At 63.3% G+C, this 13,859-nt stretch carries 18 protein-coding genes and 1 pseudogene; 9 read left to right on the top strand and 10 right to left on the bottom strand.

Annotation, left to right across the window (positions count from 1 at the left end; translation table 11 throughout):
* Positions 1–41 precede the first annotated feature (41 nt).
* Entirely contained in the window at positions 42–1,139 is a 1,098-nt protein-coding gene (locus C7C56_RS08780) for a sensor histidine kinase (RefSeq protein ID WP_229458432.1), read from the top strand.
* Positions 1,136–1,912, top strand: a complete 777-nt coding sequence (locus C7C56_RS08775) for a LytR/AlgR family response regulator transcription factor (protein ID WP_106757057.1) — start codon at positions 1,136–1,138, stop codon at positions 1,910–1,912. Before C7C56_RS08780 ends, C7C56_RS08775 begins: the two co-directional genes overlap by 4 nt.
* Positions 1,913–2,088: 176 nt before the next feature.
* On the opposite strand, the gene C7C56_RS08770 is transcribed toward C7C56_RS08775, so the two are convergent.
* From C7C56_RS08770 to C7C56_RS08745, 6 genes and pseudogenes are all read right to left on the bottom strand, one after another.
* Entirely contained in the window at positions 2,089–2,298 is a 210-nt protein-coding gene (locus tag C7C56_RS08770; RefSeq protein ID WP_106757056.1) for a BrnA antitoxin family protein, read from the bottom strand.
* Between the two features lie 9 nt (positions 2,299–2,307).
* On the bottom strand, positions 2,308–2,589 hold the full coding sequence (locus C7C56_RS08765) for a BrnT family toxin (protein ID WP_106757055.1): 282 nt from the start codon (positions 2,587–2,589) through the stop codon (positions 2,308–2,310).
* A gap of 389 nt (positions 2,590–2,978) precedes the next feature.
* Positions 2,979–3,272: a HigA family addiction module antitoxin gene (locus C7C56_RS08760; RefSeq protein ID WP_106757054.1), complete on the bottom strand. Its 294-nt coding sequence runs from the start codon at positions 3,270–3,272 to the stop codon at positions 2,979–2,981.
* A pseudogene (locus tag C7C56_RS08755) lies at positions 3,272–3,475 on the bottom strand (type II toxin-antitoxin system RelE/ParE family toxin); the annotation flags it as partial. The pseudogene C7C56_RS08755 and the gene C7C56_RS08760, both read right to left, overlap by 1 nt.
* A gap of 21 nt (positions 3,476–3,496) precedes the next feature.
* A complete protein-coding gene (locus C7C56_RS08750) occupies positions 3,497–3,826 on the bottom strand; it encodes a helix-turn-helix domain-containing protein (protein ID WP_106757052.1) in 330 nt (109 codons plus the stop codon).
* Positions 3,816–4,130 (bottom strand): class I SAM-dependent methyltransferase, encoded by a 315-nt coding sequence (locus tag C7C56_RS08745; RefSeq protein ID WP_106757051.1) that lies wholly within the window; start codon positions 4,128–4,130, stop codon positions 3,816–3,818. The genes C7C56_RS08750 and C7C56_RS08745 overlap by 11 nt, the downstream gene beginning before the upstream one ends.
* A gap of 53 nt (positions 4,131–4,183) precedes the next feature.
* On the opposite strand from C7C56_RS08745, the gene C7C56_RS08740 reads away from it, so the two are divergent.
* The gene (locus C7C56_RS08740) at positions 4,184–4,420 is read left to right on the top strand and encodes a transposase (RefSeq protein WP_146204362.1); all 237 of its coding nucleotides are present in this window, start codon (positions 4,184–4,186) and stop codon (positions 4,418–4,420) included.
* A gap of 31 nt (positions 4,421–4,451) precedes the next feature.
* Here C7C56_RS08740 and C7C56_RS28050 read toward each other — a convergent pair whose 3' ends face one another.
* The gene (locus C7C56_RS28050; RefSeq protein WP_146204361.1) at positions 4,452–4,688 is read right to left on the bottom strand and encodes a hypothetical protein; all 237 of its coding nucleotides are present in this window, start codon (positions 4,686–4,688) and stop codon (positions 4,452–4,454) included.
* Positions 4,689–4,892: 204 nt separating this feature from the next.
* On the opposite strand from C7C56_RS28050, the gene C7C56_RS29695 reads away from it, so the two are divergent.
* The gene (locus C7C56_RS29695) at positions 4,893–5,324 is read left to right on the top strand and encodes a tyrosine-type recombinase/integrase (protein WP_441295169.1); all 432 of its coding nucleotides are present in this window, start codon (positions 4,893–4,895) and stop codon (positions 5,322–5,324) included.
* 43 nt (positions 5,325–5,367) lie between these two features.
* On the opposite strand, the gene purD is transcribed toward C7C56_RS29695, so the two are convergent.
* Both purD and C7C56_RS08725 read right to left on the bottom strand, forming a co-directional pair.
* Positions 5,368–6,636 (bottom strand): phosphoribosylamine--glycine ligase, encoded by a 1,269-nt coding sequence (gene purD, locus C7C56_RS08730; protein WP_106757048.1) that lies wholly within the window; start codon positions 6,634–6,636, stop codon positions 5,368–5,370.
* A 4-nt stretch (positions 6,637–6,640) separates the two neighbouring features.
* The gene (locus C7C56_RS08725; RefSeq protein ID WP_106757047.1) at positions 6,641–7,366 is read right to left on the bottom strand and encodes a YebC/PmpR family DNA-binding transcriptional regulator; all 726 of its coding nucleotides are present in this window, start codon (positions 7,364–7,366) and stop codon (positions 6,641–6,643) included.
* A 121-nt stretch (positions 7,367–7,487) separates the two neighbouring features.
* On the opposite strand from C7C56_RS08725, the gene C7C56_RS08720 reads away from it, so the two are divergent.
* The 4 genes from C7C56_RS08720 to C7C56_RS28680 all read left to right on the top strand — a co-directional run bounded on the left by C7C56_RS08720 (position 7,488) and on the right by C7C56_RS28680 (position 10,087).
* Positions 7,488–8,417, top strand: a complete 930-nt coding sequence (locus C7C56_RS08720; protein WP_106757046.1) for a DMT family transporter — start codon at positions 7,488–7,490, stop codon at positions 8,415–8,417.
* Between the two features lie 21 nt (positions 8,418–8,438).
* On the top strand, positions 8,439–8,828 hold the full coding sequence (locus C7C56_RS08715) for a methylglyoxal synthase (RefSeq protein ID WP_106757045.1): 390 nt from the start codon (positions 8,439–8,441) through the stop codon (positions 8,826–8,828).
* A gap of 135 nt (positions 8,829–8,963) precedes the next feature.
* Positions 8,964–9,938: a quinone oxidoreductase family protein gene (locus tag C7C56_RS08710; protein WP_106757044.1), complete on the top strand. Its 975-nt coding sequence runs from the start codon at positions 8,964–8,966 to the stop codon at positions 9,936–9,938.
* Positions 9,935–10,087 (top strand): hypothetical protein, encoded by a 153-nt coding sequence (locus C7C56_RS28680; RefSeq protein WP_181373080.1) that lies wholly within the window; start codon positions 9,935–9,937, stop codon positions 10,085–10,087. Before C7C56_RS08710 ends, C7C56_RS28680 begins: the two co-directional genes overlap by 4 nt.
* A gap of 193 nt (positions 10,088–10,280) precedes the next feature.
* Here the strand turns inward: C7C56_RS28680 and C7C56_RS08705 are convergent, their stop codons facing one another.
* Positions 10,281–10,991, bottom strand: a complete 711-nt coding sequence (locus C7C56_RS08705; RefSeq protein ID WP_106757043.1) for a DUF4136 domain-containing protein — start codon at positions 10,989–10,991, stop codon at positions 10,281–10,283.
* A gap of 197 nt (positions 10,992–11,188) precedes the next feature.
* On the opposite strand from C7C56_RS08705, the gene pepN reads away from it, so the two are divergent.
* Positions 11,189–13,834: an aminopeptidase N gene (gene pepN / locus C7C56_RS08700; protein ID WP_106757042.1), complete on the top strand. Its 2,646-nt coding sequence runs from the start codon at positions 11,189–11,191 to the stop codon at positions 13,832–13,834.
* Positions 13,835–13,859 lie beyond the last annotated feature (25 nt).

Raw genomic sequence — 13,859 nt, 5'->3', positions numbered from 1 at the left:
CCCGCTTTCGACCCCCTTATTTAATCGAGTATGATGCCGTGATGCCATCCGCCCAATCCGCCAAACTAAGCGATCCGATCCCGAGGGCCAACTGGCGTGCCGTGTTCGTTTGGCGCCGCCTGCGCACCGTCGCCATTCTTTGTTCCCTGCTCACGCTGCTTTTCAGCTTCGGCTGGGAGCTGGGCATGCCGCTTCTCGTGCTCAGGGTGTTTGGCGTCGGCCTGGCCTTGTTGCTGGTCTTCGGCCTGTTTGAGCAATGGCCGCGGCGCCTGCCCACCTGGATCGCGCGTTGGGCCTTGCAAGTTGCGGCGGTGGGGGCGATGGTGCCGGTCGCTATGTTCATCGCCTATGTCTGGAGCACGGCGCCGGGCGCGCCGCCGTTCTGGCGGGAACCCGTTCGACTCGAAGGTTTTATGACCTTCACTTTTCTCGGCATGCTGCTCGCTCCCTGGACCGCGCTGGCGGCGCTGGTGCGCCAGCGCGAAGCGACCTTGGAAGCGCAGGAAATCGCCATGGCGCGCGCCGCGCTCGACGCCCGCATGCGCCTGCTCAGCGCGCAGGCGCAGCCGCATTTCCTGTTTAACACACTGGCTAATGTGCAGGCCTTGGTCGAGGCCGGCTCGCCCCGTGCGCCGCTGCTGCTGGAAAGCCTGACGTCCTATTTGCGCGCCGCGGTGCCTCGCCTCGATGGCTCGGCCAGCACGCTTGGCCAGGAGCTCGAGCTGGTGCGCGCGTATCTGGAGTTGATGCAGATGCGCATGCCCGACCGCCTGGCCTTCGACCTGCACATCGGCGCCGGCGTGCATCTGCTGCCTTGCCCACCCTTTACGCTGCTGACCTTGGTGGAGAATGCTGTCCAGCATGGCATCGATCCGAGCGAGGAGGGTGGCCGCATCGACGTGCACGCCGAGTTGCTTGCCGAGTCGCGTTCCGGTAGCGGCGGCGCGGCGCGTTGCCGCTTGAGCGTCACCGACACCGGCGTTGGCCTGCAGGTGACCGGGCGGGGCCTCGGCACCGGCCTGGTGGCGCTGCGCGAACGGCTGCATTGGGCCTACGACGGCAGTGCGACGCTGGACTTGAGCGAAGCGCAGCCGCACGGCGTCCACGCCACCATTGAATTTGACATCGAGCCGACATGACCACAAACATCAGCGCCCTGATTGCCGACGACGAACCGCTGCTGCGCGAGATTCTTGAGGCGCGGCTGGCCGCCGCCTGGCCCGATCTGCGCATCGTCGCGCAGGCGCGCAACGGCAGGCAGGCGCTCGAGCTGTTCGAGCAGCATCAGCCAACGATTTGTTTCCTGGACGTGCATATGCCGGGTCTGAGCGGCATCGAAGTGGCGCGGCAGATCGGCAAACGCTCGCATTTGGTTTTTGTCACCGCCTTCGACCAATATGCGCTCGACGCCTTTGAGCATGGCGTGCTAGATTACCTCGTCAAGCCGGTCACCGCCGCGCGCCTGGCCGAAACGGTGGCGCGCCTGCAGGCGCGCTTGCAGACGGCGCAACCGGCGGTGCACACCGAGGCGCTGCTGGCGCAATTGGCCAAGCGGCTAAAGCTCGACCAGCTCGAGCCGCTGCGCTGGGTGCGCGCGACGGTGGGCAGCTCCTTGCGGATGATACCGGTCGACGATATCGACTACCTCAAGAGCGACACGAAATACACCTTGGTCGCCTACCGGGACGAAGGCCAGCCCGCCGAGGCATTGATACGCCTGCCGTTGAAGGAACTCATCGCGCAGCTCAACCAGCAGCAGTTTGTGCAGGTGCATCGATCGGTGGTGGTCAACCTGAGCGCGATTCGCCGCGTAACCCGGGGCGAAAACGAGACCGCCGACATCGAGATCAAGGGCCGCAGCGAACGCTTGCCGGTCAGCCGCACCAACTTGCAGTTTTTCAAAGAGATGTAGGCCGTTGCTAAGTCAATAGACAAACGCTAATGGTGTGCCTGATGCCGTTGCGGCGCGTTCCCGGTTTGCTGCCAGAGCGCTGGCACCGGCAACTTTCAAATCAACTGGCTGCCCGAGTGTGCAGCACAGAGACAGTTCAGGTGACTGCCGAGTAAGCCCGGTTCGACATCGGGAACTTACTTCCACTTAAGATTGAGCTTGCGCTTCGAGGCGGCGCAATCCCGCAAATACAAATTGATGAGACTTTGGTATGGGATGCCAACCTCTTCGGAAATTGACTTGAAGTACGTGATGGATTCCTCGTCGAGCCGAATGGTGATTTGCTTCTTGAGTTGGGCCGCGTATGGGTTCTTCCTCGCAGCGGAGAAGTCGTACTCTTCACGCATGTTCCACCTCTACGGATAAGATCTAGATTCTTTCGCACTTGCCTTGCGAGCAGAAATGATGCGAATAATGTTGCCGGCACTTCGATAGCAATGACAGACGAGCAGCAATCGAAGTGCGCTGCTTACGCCAAGCAGTACAAAGCGATCTTCGATCACAGAATGATCGGGATCGTCGATCAGCTTTGCGTGCTCATCGACGAAAACCGACTTGGCTTCCTCGAAACTAACACCGTGCTTCCTCAGGTTCGCGGCGGCTTTCCGATCATCCCATTCAAAGCGAAGTGTGCTCATACGGAAAGTCTAACTACAATGTAATGGAATAGCAAGCGACGCACGGCGTTCGGTTCCCGGGGACCGGCAAGACGGGCCTTTGATCGAGCGGTTTAGCCCCGAAAACGAGAACGTCGACATCGAGATCCAGGGTCGCAGCCAACGCGTGCCGGGCAGCCGCAGCAACTCGCAATTCTTTAGAGAGATGTAGGCCGTTGCGAGGTCAAGTCAATAGGCAAACGCCAATGGCGTGCCTGAAGTCGCGACGCGCGTTCCCGGTTTGCTCGTGCCAGAGTGCCGGCATGGGGGGCAATGCTGAGTGTTTCACGAGCGCGGGTGAAAGCCTGCGATGATTTTGGGCTCAATCCAAATGCTCAGCGGTGCTTCAAGGCGCCCGCTGGAAAAAGAATTTAGACGGCGACCAGCTTGAGCTTGCCTACCTTACGGAGATTAACGTGCTGCCGAGCGACCCAAAGGTCATGTGCATCCTGCATTGCAAGCCAACTCTCAGGCGAGCGACCAATCGCTTTTGAGAGGCGCAGTGCCATTTCCGGAGTGACACGGCTAGAACCTTTGAGGACCCGGCTGAGCGTAGACGGCGCGACATCGAGCTTGTCCGCAAGCGCGCGTCCACTGATGCCATTGGGCTCCAGATAGATGTCAGTGATTAATTCTCCGGGATGGGGAGGGTTGTGCATCGCCATTAATGATAGTCCTCATAATCCAAGACGTAGGTGTTTCTGCCACGAAGCTCAAAAGTCACCCGCCAGTTACCATTGACAATTATGGACCACCGGCCACGCATCTCGCCTTTAAGCGGATGAAGACGGAACCCTGGAATGTCCATATCCTCGATGGTTTGGGTCGTATCCAAAGCAGTCAGCTGCAGCCGTAATCGATTGGCATGGCTGGCCTGAACACTCCAACGTTACTGTTCAGCCGCGCCGAAGGCGTCGGCTGGAACCGATGGTTGGACAAAACCGCCTAATTCTCGCAAGATTTCGGGATGAGCTACGGCCACCCTTAAGAGCGTCTTGGCAGCACCGTTTGGCTCTCTTCGACCTTGTTCCCAGTCCTGCAGCGTTCGGGCAGACACACCCAAAAGACAAGCAAATTCTTGCTGTGATAAACCTACCTGCGCCCTTGCTTCGGCAGCAGCAGAAAGTTGAACCTTGGTGGTTCGCGCAGCTTCACCTCGTTTCATTTGCTTCACAGAAACAAGTAGATCACGTTGAAATTTTTCCATTTCAGAAGGCATCTTCGACTCCTTGCTTTAATTCCGCCAAAAACGATGGCGGCAAACTATCGAACTTGTTCTTGGTGTACACGATGAGTAACCAAATGGTCTCGTCACTTACATTGAAATAAATGACGCGCGCCCCGCCGCGCTTGCCCCGCCCAGGGGCGGACCATCGCACTTTTCGGCACCCACCACTACCTTTTATGACATCTCCGGCGTCTGGATGCGCCGCAATCCAATAGATGAAAGCATCCAGCTCTTCTTGAGTCCAGATGTCAGCAGCGTAACGCTGGAAAATTGAGGTCTCGGCGACTGTTCTCACACGCTCAGAGTACGGCGTTGCCGTATTTCGCGCAAGTGGCACTAATTTTAATTGTGCCGAACCTGAGCTCCGATCATTTGCGGGCGCTTGCCCACGCGCACCAGAACATCGTCTACGACTTGCTCATGCGCGCGAGCTGGGAGACGGTGGGCACCTTCGGCGAAATCGACAAGAAACAAGAAACTACGCCGGGCGCCATCGCTGTCCTGCACACGAAAACGCGCCGGCTCGATTACCACCCCCACGTCCATCTGATCATGCCGGCCGGCGCCATCGAACGCCGCGCGTAAGCTTTGGCGGACCAAGCGCGGTGGTGACAAGTCAGGTTTCCTGTTCAGCCATCAGGCGCTGGCCAAGGTCTTTCGCGCGAAGGTGCTGGCCGGCCTCGAGGCGGCTGGACGGAAGGTGCCCCTGCTGTGGCGCGGCGATGAAAATCGTACGGACAGGCATCCGTCCAATGCCCGCGCCATTGCCGCGCGTGGCGCGCATTGACCATGTGAGCGTGAAGACATTCGGATCGAAAATGGCTTCAGTTCCAGCAAGCTGAGAGCTGCGCATGCCTGGACTTGGCGCCAGCGCGTCTGGCGAAACGAAGTCTAGCGAACTCGAATGCCATGTTGGGCCGAAAGCGCGGGCTACGTTCAGCCCAGCCATGACTCGCCCGATGATCCTATTCTTCGGCGGTGCGTACTTTATACGACTTTAGCTCTTCGCTTAGTGTATGGCTCGCTATCCCTTGTAACCCAGTTGCAGGAGCACCTTGTGCGCGTCAAGGCCTTGCATCAAGAAGACTTGGCTGCTGGTTACGGCAAGACGTACCTGCCATTTGCGCTTGAGCGAAAATACCCCAACGCGGCGGCTGAATGGGCTTGGCAATATTCGAGCAGAAGATCGCGCGATCCACGCTCAGATGTCTTACGGCGCCACCACGCTGACGAAAAAAATCTTCAACGCGCCATGCGTCAAGCCGTCCGCAGCGCCGGCATCGCAAAGCCAGCAACACCCCATACCTTGCGTCATTCCTTTGCAACCCATCTCTTGCAGGGAGGGTACGACATCCGCACGGTCCAGGAATTATTGGGCCACAAGGACGTACAAACAACGATGATTTATACCCACGTGCTCAATCGTGGCGCTCATGGCGTGACCAGTCCGCTTGATCGTTCCGGCGAAATGCAAGACCACGTGCATTAAAACGGCTCGACCCAAAAAAACGCCTTCCGCCCAACGACAATCCTTAGTGCTTCAGCCCGCGCCAGCCGATGTCGCGGCGGAACTGCGCGCCGTTGAAGTGGATCTTGTCGACCGTCTCGTAAGCCTGCTTTTGCGCCATCTTGACGCTGTCGCCCAAACCGACCACGCACAGCACGCGCCCGCCGTTGGTCAGCAGCCTGCCGCCCGATAGTACGGTGCCCGCGTGGAACACGATGCATTCGGCCGTATCGGGCGGAATGCCGTCGATGACGTCGCCCTTGACCGGGCTTTCCGGGTAGCCCGCAGCGGCCATCACGACGCCGACCGCGGTGCGCCGGTCCCAGTCGAGTTCGACGGTATCGAGCGTGCCATTGACGGCGTGCTCCATCACGTTCACCAGGTCGCTCTTGAGGCGCGCCATGATCGGCTGCGTCTCCGGGTCGCCCATGCGGCAGTTGAATTCGAGCGTCTTGAGGCCACCCTTGTCGTCGATCATCAGGCCCGCGTACAAAAAGCCCGTGAACACGATGCCGTCCTTGGCCATGCCGGCGATGGTCGGGTTGATGATCTCGCGCATCACGCGCGCGTGCAGCGCCGGCGTGACGATCGGCGCCGGCGAATAGGCGCCCATGCCGCCCGTGTTCGGCCCCTCGTCGTGGTCGCCCAGGCGCTTATGGTCCTGGCTGGTTGCCAGCGGCAGGATGTTCTTGCCGTCGCACATGATGATGAAGCTCGCCTCTTCGCCGCTCAGAAATTCCTCGATCACGATGCGCGCCCCGGCGTCGCCGAAGCGGTTGTCGGCCAGCATGTGGTCGACCGCCTGGTGCGCCTCGTCGAGGCTCATGGCCACGACCACGCCCTTGCCGGCGGCCAGGCCGTCGGCCTTGATGACGATCGGCGCGCCCTGCGCGTCGATGTAGGCGTGCGCCTGGGCCACGTCGGAAAAGGTCTGATAGGCCGCCGTCGGGATGCCGTGCCGCTGCATGAACGCCTTGGCGAAATCCTTCGAGCTTTCGAGCTGGGCCGCGTCGCGCGTGGGCCCGAATATCTTGAGCCCGCGCGCGCGGAACAGGTCGACGATGCCGGCCGCGAGCGGGGTCTCGGGCCCGACCACGGTCAACGCGATATGTTCCTGCACCACAAAGTCGGCCAGCGCGGCCGGGTCGGTGATCTCGATGTTGACTAGGCGCGTGTCGCGCTCGGTGCCGCCGTTGCCCGGCGCGACATAGACCAATTGGATGCGTTCGGATTGGGCCAGTTTCCAGGCCAGGGCGTGTTCGCGGCCGCCGGAGCCGACTACCAGGATTTTCATAGGCTTATTCTTCGATCAGGGCGTTGGTGTAAACTTCTTGCACATCGTCGAGGTTCTCGAGCGCGTCGAGGATCTTTTGCATGCGGATGCCGTCTTCACCTTCGATCACGGTTTCGGTCGCTGGTTTCATGATGATCTCGGCCACCTCGGCCTTGAAGCCGGCCGCCTCGAGCTTCTCCTTGACGCCCGCGAAGGCGAATGGGTCGCACAGCACCTCCATGCCGCCCTCGTCGTCGGTGATGACGTCGTCGGCGCCGGCTTCGAGCGCCGCCTCCATCAGCTTGTCCTCGTCCACGCCCGGCGGGAACAAAAACTGGCCGCAGTGCTGGAACATGAAGGCGACCGAGCCTTCGTTGCCCATGTTGCCGCCGTGCTTGTTGAACGCGTGGCGCACCTCGGCCACCGTGCGCACCCGGTTGTCGGTCATGCAGTCGACGATGATGGCGGCGCCGCCGATGCCGTAGCCCTCGTAGCGCACCTCCTCGTAGTTGACGCCCTCGAGCCCGCCCGAGCCGCGCTGGATCGCGCGGGTGACGTTTTCTTTCGGCATGTTGGCGTCGGCCGCCTTGTCGACCGCCAGCCGCAGCCGCGGGTTGGTCGCGATGTCGGGGCCGCCCATGCGCGCGCCGACCGTGATCTCTTTGATCAGGCGTGTCCAGACCTTGCCGCGCTTGGCGTCCGTCGCGGCCTTTTTATGCTTGATGTTGGCCCATTTGCTATGTCCAGCCATGTCGAATCTTCCTTAGACGGTGTGCACGAATGGCCAACATTTTACCATAGGGCGCCCCGCGATCCGGGCTGCGCGGCGGCCGCCCCGCACCCGCTTTCCGAATTCGCTTTACAATCTTGCCATGAGTCAAAACGCCGGCACCGCCCCCCAGCAAATCCCTCCGCGCCCCGCGCTGGCGGCCGGTCTGGCCATCGCGATCGGCGCGGCGGTGCTGTTCTCGGCCAAGGCGGTGGTGGCCAAACTGCTGTACCGCTACCAGATCGACGCCGTCACCGTGATCGCCTTCCGCATGCTGTTGGCGGTGCCCGTGTTCGGCGCGGTCGCGTTGTGGCAGATGCGCACCAAGGCACCGCTGGCGCCGCGCGACCGCTGGCGCATCCTCGGGCTGGGCCTGGTCGGCTATTACATTTCGAGCATGCTCGATTTTTTGGGCCTGCAATACATCTCGGTCGGCCTCGAGCGCCTGTTGCTGTTCCTCACGCCCACCTTCGTGCTGCTCATGACCACCTTCATCCTCAAGCGCCACATCAGCGGCGGCCAATGGATCGCGCTGGCGGCCTCGTATTGCGGCATCGTGCTCGTGTTCGCGCACGACCTGGCCGGCGGCGGCCCCAAGGTGGTCACCGGCGCGCTGCTGGTGCTCGGCGCCGCGTTCGCGTATGCGCTCTACCTCTTGTTCTCGGGCGAACTGGTCGAGCGGGTCGGCTCGGTGCGCCTGGTCGCGTACGCGATGTGCGTGGCCAGCGCCGCCTGCATCGTCCAGTTCTTCGTGCTGCGCCCGGCCGCCATGCTGGTCCAGCCGATGCCGGTGTACTGGCTTTCGCTGGTGAACGCGGTATTCTGTACCATCCTGCCCGTGTTCATGACGATGGCCGCGATCGGCCGCATCGGCGCCGCCACCGTCTCGCAGGCGGGCATGATCGGGCCGGTTTCCACGCTGTTCCTCGGCGCGCTCGTGCTCGGCGAGCCGATCACGGCGGTGCAGCTCGCCGGAACCGCGCTCGTGCTCGCGGGGATTTACATGCTCACAAATAAAAAATCAACCGTTTAAACCGAACCGGACGCCCACACCATGAAACCACGCATCGCACTCATCGCCCACGACAAGAAAAAAGACGACATGATCACGCTGGCGGCGCAATACCTCAACTTCCTGCAGGGCTGCGAGCTGATGGCCACCGGCACCACGGGCGGGCGCTTGGCCAACGAGCTCGGCCTTACCATCGAGCGCAAGCAGTCCGGGCCGTTCGGCGGCGACCTGCAGATCGGCTCGCAACTGGTCGAGGGCAACATCGACTGTGTGATCTTCCTGCGCGACCCGATGACCCCGCAGCCGCACGAGCCCGACATCAACGCGCTGGTGCGCGCCTGCGACGTCCACAACGTGGCCTGCGCGACCAATCTTGCGAGCGCGCACCTGGTGCTGTCGCAGCTGCAACGCGAAGCGCAGGACGCGGCCTAGGCGCTGCCTAGCCGGCGCGGCGCGCGTCCTTCGAGGGGCATCAAGCGTCGGCGCCGAAAACCCGCATATAAACACAGCTGAAACACGGCGGGCATGGTCAAACCAATCAAGAGATAGAAGAGACAGGGAAAAACAATGGCAAAAGCAATCGTCATGCAACGCACCGGCGGCCCGGAGGTCATGGAATACGTCGACGTCGAGGTCGGCGCACCCGGCCCGGGCCAGGCGCGCGTCCGGCACGAGGCCATCGGCGTCAATTTCATCGATGTCTATTTCCGCAGCGGGCTGTACCCGCAGCCCCTGCCCAACGGGCTCGGCATGGAGGGCGCCGGCGTGGTCGAGGCCGTCGGGCCCGACGTGACCCATGTGCGCGTGGGCGACCGCGTGGTCTACGCCGGGCACCCCAACGGCGCCTATTGCGAGGTGCGCAACATGCCGGCCGCCATCCTCGTGCGATTGCCCGACGCGATCTCGTTCGAGACCGGCGCGGCCATGATGCTGCAGGGGCTCACGGTGCAATACCTGTTCAACCGCACCGTCAAATTGCAAAAGGGCGACACCATCCTGTTCCACGCGGCCGCCGGCGGCGTCGGCCTGATCGCCTGCCAGTGGGCGCGCGCGCTCGGGGTGCACATGATCGGCACGGTCGGCTCCGACGCCAAGGCCGGACTGGCGCGCGCGCACGGCTGCGCCGAGGTCATCAACTACAAGACCGAGGACGTCGCCGCGCGCGTGCTGGAGTTGACCGAAGGCAAAAAAGTGTCGGTGGTCTACGATTCGATCGGCAAGGACACCTTCGGCGCCTCGCTCGACTGCCTGCGCCCGCTGGGCACGATGGTCAGCTTCGGCAGCGCCTCGGGGCAGGTGCCGCCGTTCAACCTCAACGAGCTCGCCTCGCGCGGTTCGCTGTTCATCACGCGCCCGACCCTGTTCGCGTACGCGGCCAGCCGGCCCGAGCTCGAGGCGATGTCGGGCGAGTTGTTCGCGATGGTCACCTCGGGCGCGGTCAAGGTCGATGTCCGGCAGCGCTACAATCTGGCCGAGGCCGCCGAGATGCACCGCGCACTCGAGGCGCGCGAGACGGTCGGTTCGTCGGTGCTGCTGCCATGAGCCAGAACCCGCTTCCCGACGACAAGCCGGCCGCGCCGGCCGACGACGGCTCGCCCAAATTCGGGCGCCTGCTCATCGTGCTGCTGCTGGCGGTGCTGCTGGTGGGCGTCATCACCCTGGCGTCCGAGGCCTTGCTTGGCGGACGCTAGGCGGTTGTGGGGCTTGGCGAGTCGAAGCCCAGATAGTGCTGGACGGGGATGGATTTTGACGATTTCGCAGCGCCAATAGCGAGCTGGTGGCCGGGAAAACGGCGCAATTTGTACCGTCGAGCGCTTTTTGCAGCCGACGATCCCAAGTCCGACAGGTTCCCGGGAGCCCGCAGGCTCCTGCAACCCCGGCGCCTTACTGCTTGGCGGCGGGGGCGGGGGTTTCGGCCAGCGTCAGTTCGACCCGGCGCGCCACGCCGCTCGGGCCTGGAAAGCTCTCGAAGGCGCTGCGCACGAGGGCCGGCATGATCCTCGGCGTCGAGCGCTGGCGGCTACTGTTTTGCACCGTCACGTCGAACATCGGCTTGCCGCTGGCGGCGGCGCGGATCGCCACATTTAGCTCGCGCTTGTAGGTGTGGCGGATGCTCTCCTCGTACTGCGGCATGCCGAACATATACGAGCTGTAGAACGGGCTGAAGCGGTAGCCGAAGCCGTGGCCGAAGAAAATATGGCGGTGTGGCGACGCAGGCATGTAGACGCCCCGGGCCATGCGGTAGTACGAGCTATAAAACGGCGAATAGAACGGCGTGAAGAACGGATCGCTGATTTGCAGCGCGCGCGTGGCGACGTCGGTCGTGCTGACCTTGAGCGCCACCCGCAGCGCCGGCGCGGCGCCGGCCGGGGCATCCTGGAAACCCAGCCTGGCCAACTCGGCGCGCACCAGGTTCCGGTAGCTGCGCATTTCGAGCGTGTCTTGCTGCACCGGCGGCGCCTCGAACACATAGGTTTTGTTCGGCAACTCGGCCGGCCACTCGTGGAAGGCGGTCACATCGCTTTGGATGGTCGAGGCGCAGCCGCCGAGCAGCAGCGTGAGGGCGGCAATGGCTATCAATACGGGGCGTTTCATTGTTTTCTCCTTCGGCAGCGCGGACTTTCGGCAAGGATAAAGTCTACGGGCGGCAATGCATTTTCGCAGAAAACTTACAAAATGTTACGCTGGGCCGTTCGCCGGGGACAAACCGGGCGCCAAAGGCGCGAAATCGCACAGGCGCGGGAACGGATTGGTAAAATAGGCGCCCGATCCTCGTCCCACTCAAACTCCCTATGCGAACCGACACGCCTGCGACCATTTATCGGCAAGATTACCTGCCGCCGAGCTACCTGGTGGACACCGTGGAGCTTGGCTTCGACCTCGATCCGGCCCGCACCATCGTGGCCAGCCGCCTGACCATGCGGCGCAACCCCGACAGCGCCGAGCGCGCCATCGTGCTGTGTGGCGAAAACCTCGAACTGGTCGCGCTGCGCATGAACGGCAAGACGCTTGGCAAGCGCGAGTACGCCATCGACGACAAGACCTTGCGCATCCCCAACGCGCCCGAGCGCGCCACGCTCGAGATCGAGACCCTGACCGCGCCGCGGCAAAACACCACGCTCAACGGCCTCTACGTCTCCAACGGCAACTTTTTCACGCAGTGCGAGGCCGAGGGCTTCCGCCACATCACCTATTTCCCGGACCGGCCCGACGTCATGGCCAAGTTCACCGTGATGCTGCGCGCCGACAAGCAGCGCTATCCCGTGCTGCTGTCGAACGGCAACCTGATCGAGGAGGGCGACCTTGGCGACGGACGCCACTTCGCCAAATGGGAGGACCCGTTCAAGAAGCCCTCGTATCTGTTCGCGCTCGTGGCCGCGCGTCTCGAATGCCAGGAAGAAACGTTCGCCCTGGCCGACGGGCGCGAGGCGCTGCTGCAGGTGTGGGTCGAGGAGGGCAACCTCGACAAGACCAACTACGCGATGCAGTCGCTCAAGAACAGCATCCGCTGGGACGAGCAGCGCTACGGCCTCGAGCTCGACCTCGACCGCTTCATGATCGTCGCCGTGGGCGACTTCAACATGGGCGCGATGGAAAACAAGGGCCTCAACATCTTCAACACCAAGTACGTGCTGGCCAACCCGCGCGTGGCCACCGACACCGACTACGCCGGCATCGAGGCCGTGGTCGGGCACGAGTACTTCCACAACTGGACCGGCAACCGCGTGACCTGCCGCGACTGGTTCCAGCTCTCGCTCAAGGAGGGCCTGACCGTGTTCCGCGACCAGGAGTTCTCGGCCGACATGATCGGCACCGACTCGGGCCGCGCGGTTTCCCGCATCGAGCAGGTGCGCACGCTGCGCCAGGCCCAGTTCCCCGAGGATGCGGGCCCGATGGCGCATCCGGTGCGGCCCGACTCCTTCGTCGAGATCAACAATTTTTACACCGTCACGGTGTACGAAAAAGGCGCGGAGGTGGTGCGCATGATCCAGACCCTGGTCGGGCGCGAGGGCTTCCGCAAGGGCATGGACCTGTACTTCGCGCGCCACGACGGCCAGGCCGTCGAGTGCGACGATTTCCGCCGCGCCATGGCCGACGCCAACGGGCGCGACCTGGCCCAGTTCGAACTCTGGTACAGCCAGGCCGGCACCCCCGTGGTGCGCGCCGATACCAGCTACGACGCCGAGGCCAAGACCTACACGCTGACGCTGTCGCAAAGCTGCCCGCCGACCCCGGGCCAGCAGAGCAAAGCGCCGTTCCACATCCCGTTCGCCGTCGGCCTGCTTGGCGCCAACGGCCGCGACCTGCCCCTGACCATCGACGGCGTCGCGCATGGCACCGGCGCGGTGCTCGAGTTGCTCGAGGCGCGGCAACGGTTCGTCTTTACCGACGTGGCCGAGGCGCCCACGCCGTCGCTGCTGCGCGATTTTTCCGCGCCCGTCATCCTGGAATACGACTACAGCGACGCCGAACTGCTGCATTTGTTCAGCCACGACAGCGACCCGGTCAACCGCTGGGAGGCGGGCCAGCGGCTCGCGATGGCGCGCCTGCTCAAGCTCACGGCCGCCGTCGCCGCCGGCGCCAAGCTCGAGCTCGACGAAACGTTCATCAACGCGCTGCGCAAGATGCTTTCCGACGCCTCGCTCGACGCCGCCTTCCGCGAGCAAGCTTTGCTGCTGCCGTCCGAAAGCATGATCGCCGACCAGTTGGAGACGGTCAATCCGCAGGCGATCCACCTGGCGCGCCAGTTCATGCGGCGCACCATCGGCACCGAGCTGCGGGCCGACCTGTTCGCCCAGTACGACGCCAACCAGACGCCGGGGCCGTACAGCCCCGACGCCGGCTCGGCCGGTCGGCGCGGGCTCAAAAACCTGGCGCTGGCCTACCTCGCCGCGGCGCCGAGTCCGGCCAACAACGCGCTGGCCAAAATGCAGTTCGACACCGCCGGCAACATGACCGACCGGGTCGCCGCGCTCGGCGCCCTGATCCACGCCGAGGCCGAGTACGCGTCCGACGCGCTCGCGCGCTTCTACGACGACTTCGAACACGAGGCGCTGGTGGTCGACAAATGGTTCTCGATGCAGGCCGCGGCGCCCGGCACCGACGTGGCCGCCGTGCGCGAACTGATGCTGCACCCTGCCTTCAACATCAAGAACCCGAACCGGGTGCGCAGCCTCGTGTTCGCCTTCTGCGCGGGCAACCCGGCCCAGTTCCACGCCGCCGACGGCAGCGGCTACGCGTTCTGGGCCGAGCAGGTCGGCGCGCTCGACGCCCTCAACCCGCAGGTGGCGAGCCGGCTGGCGCGCTCGATGGACCGCTGGCGCCGCTACGCGCCCGCGCTCCAGCTGCCGATGAAAAAAGCGCTGCAGCAAGTGGCAAAAGGGAAGAAACTGTCGAACGATGTGCGCGAGGTGGTCGGCAAGGCGCTGACCAACTAAGCAGCTAAGCTCTTAAGCAACATGG

The organism is Massilia glaciei (genome assembly GCF_003011895.2).
GTDB lineage: Bacteria > Pseudomonadota > Gammaproteobacteria > Burkholderiales > Burkholderiaceae_D > Telluria_A > Telluria_A glaciei.
Note: the sequence above shows the minus strand (reverse complement) of the source record. Positions and strands in the feature narration are given on the sequence as shown.

Bases quoted from the DNA above. Each gene is read 5' to 3' on its own strand.
- C7C56_RS08780 (WP_229458432.1), top strand. From the start codon at position 42: ATGCCATCCGCCCAATCCGCCAAACTAAGCGATCCGATCCCGAGGGCC.
- C7C56_RS08775 (WP_106757057.1), top strand. From the start codon at position 1,136: ATGACCACAAACATCAGCGCCCTGATTGCCGACGACGAACCGCTGCTG.
- C7C56_RS08770 (WP_106757056.1), bottom strand. From the start codon at position 2,298: ATGCGTGAAGAGTACGACTTCTCCGCTGCGAGGAAGAACCCATACGCG.
- C7C56_RS08765 (WP_106757055.1), bottom strand. From the start codon at position 2,589: ATGAGCACACTTCGCTTTGAATGGGATGATCGGAAAGCCGCCGCGAAC.
- C7C56_RS08760 (WP_106757054.1), bottom strand. From the start codon at position 3,272: ATGGCGATGCACAACCCTCCCCATCCCGGAGAATTAATCACTGACATC.
- C7C56_RS08750 (WP_106757052.1), bottom strand. From the start codon at position 3,826: ATGCCTTCTGAAATGGAAAAATTTCAACGTGATCTACTTGTTTCTGTG.
- C7C56_RS28050 (WP_146204361.1), bottom strand. From the start codon at position 4,688: ATGCGCAGCTCTCAGCTTGCTGGAACTGAAGCCATTTTCGATCCGAAT.
- purD (WP_106757048.1), bottom strand. From the start codon at position 6,636: ATGAAAATCCTGGTAGTCGGCTCCGGCGGCCGCGAACACGCCCTGGCC.
- C7C56_RS08725 (WP_106757047.1), bottom strand. From the start codon at position 7,366: ATGGCTGGACATAGCAAATGGGCCAACATCAAGCATAAAAAGGCCGCG.
- C7C56_RS08720 (WP_106757046.1), top strand. From the start codon at position 7,488: ATGAGTCAAAACGCCGGCACCGCCCCCCAGCAAATCCCTCCGCGCCCC.
- C7C56_RS08715 (WP_106757045.1), top strand. From the start codon at position 8,439: ATGAAACCACGCATCGCACTCATCGCCCACGACAAGAAAAAAGACGAC.
- C7C56_RS08710 (WP_106757044.1), top strand. From the start codon at position 8,964: ATGGCAAAAGCAATCGTCATGCAACGCACCGGCGGCCCGGAGGTCATG.
- C7C56_RS28680 (WP_181373080.1), top strand. From the start codon at position 9,935: ATGAGCCAGAACCCGCTTCCCGACGACAAGCCGGCCGCGCCGGCCGAC.
- C7C56_RS08705 (WP_106757043.1), bottom strand. From the start codon at position 10,991: ATGAAACGCCCCGTATTGATAGCCATTGCCGCCCTCACGCTGCTGCTC.
- pepN (WP_106757042.1), top strand. From the start codon at position 11,189: ATGCGAACCGACACGCCTGCGACCATTTATCGGCAAGATTACCTGCCG.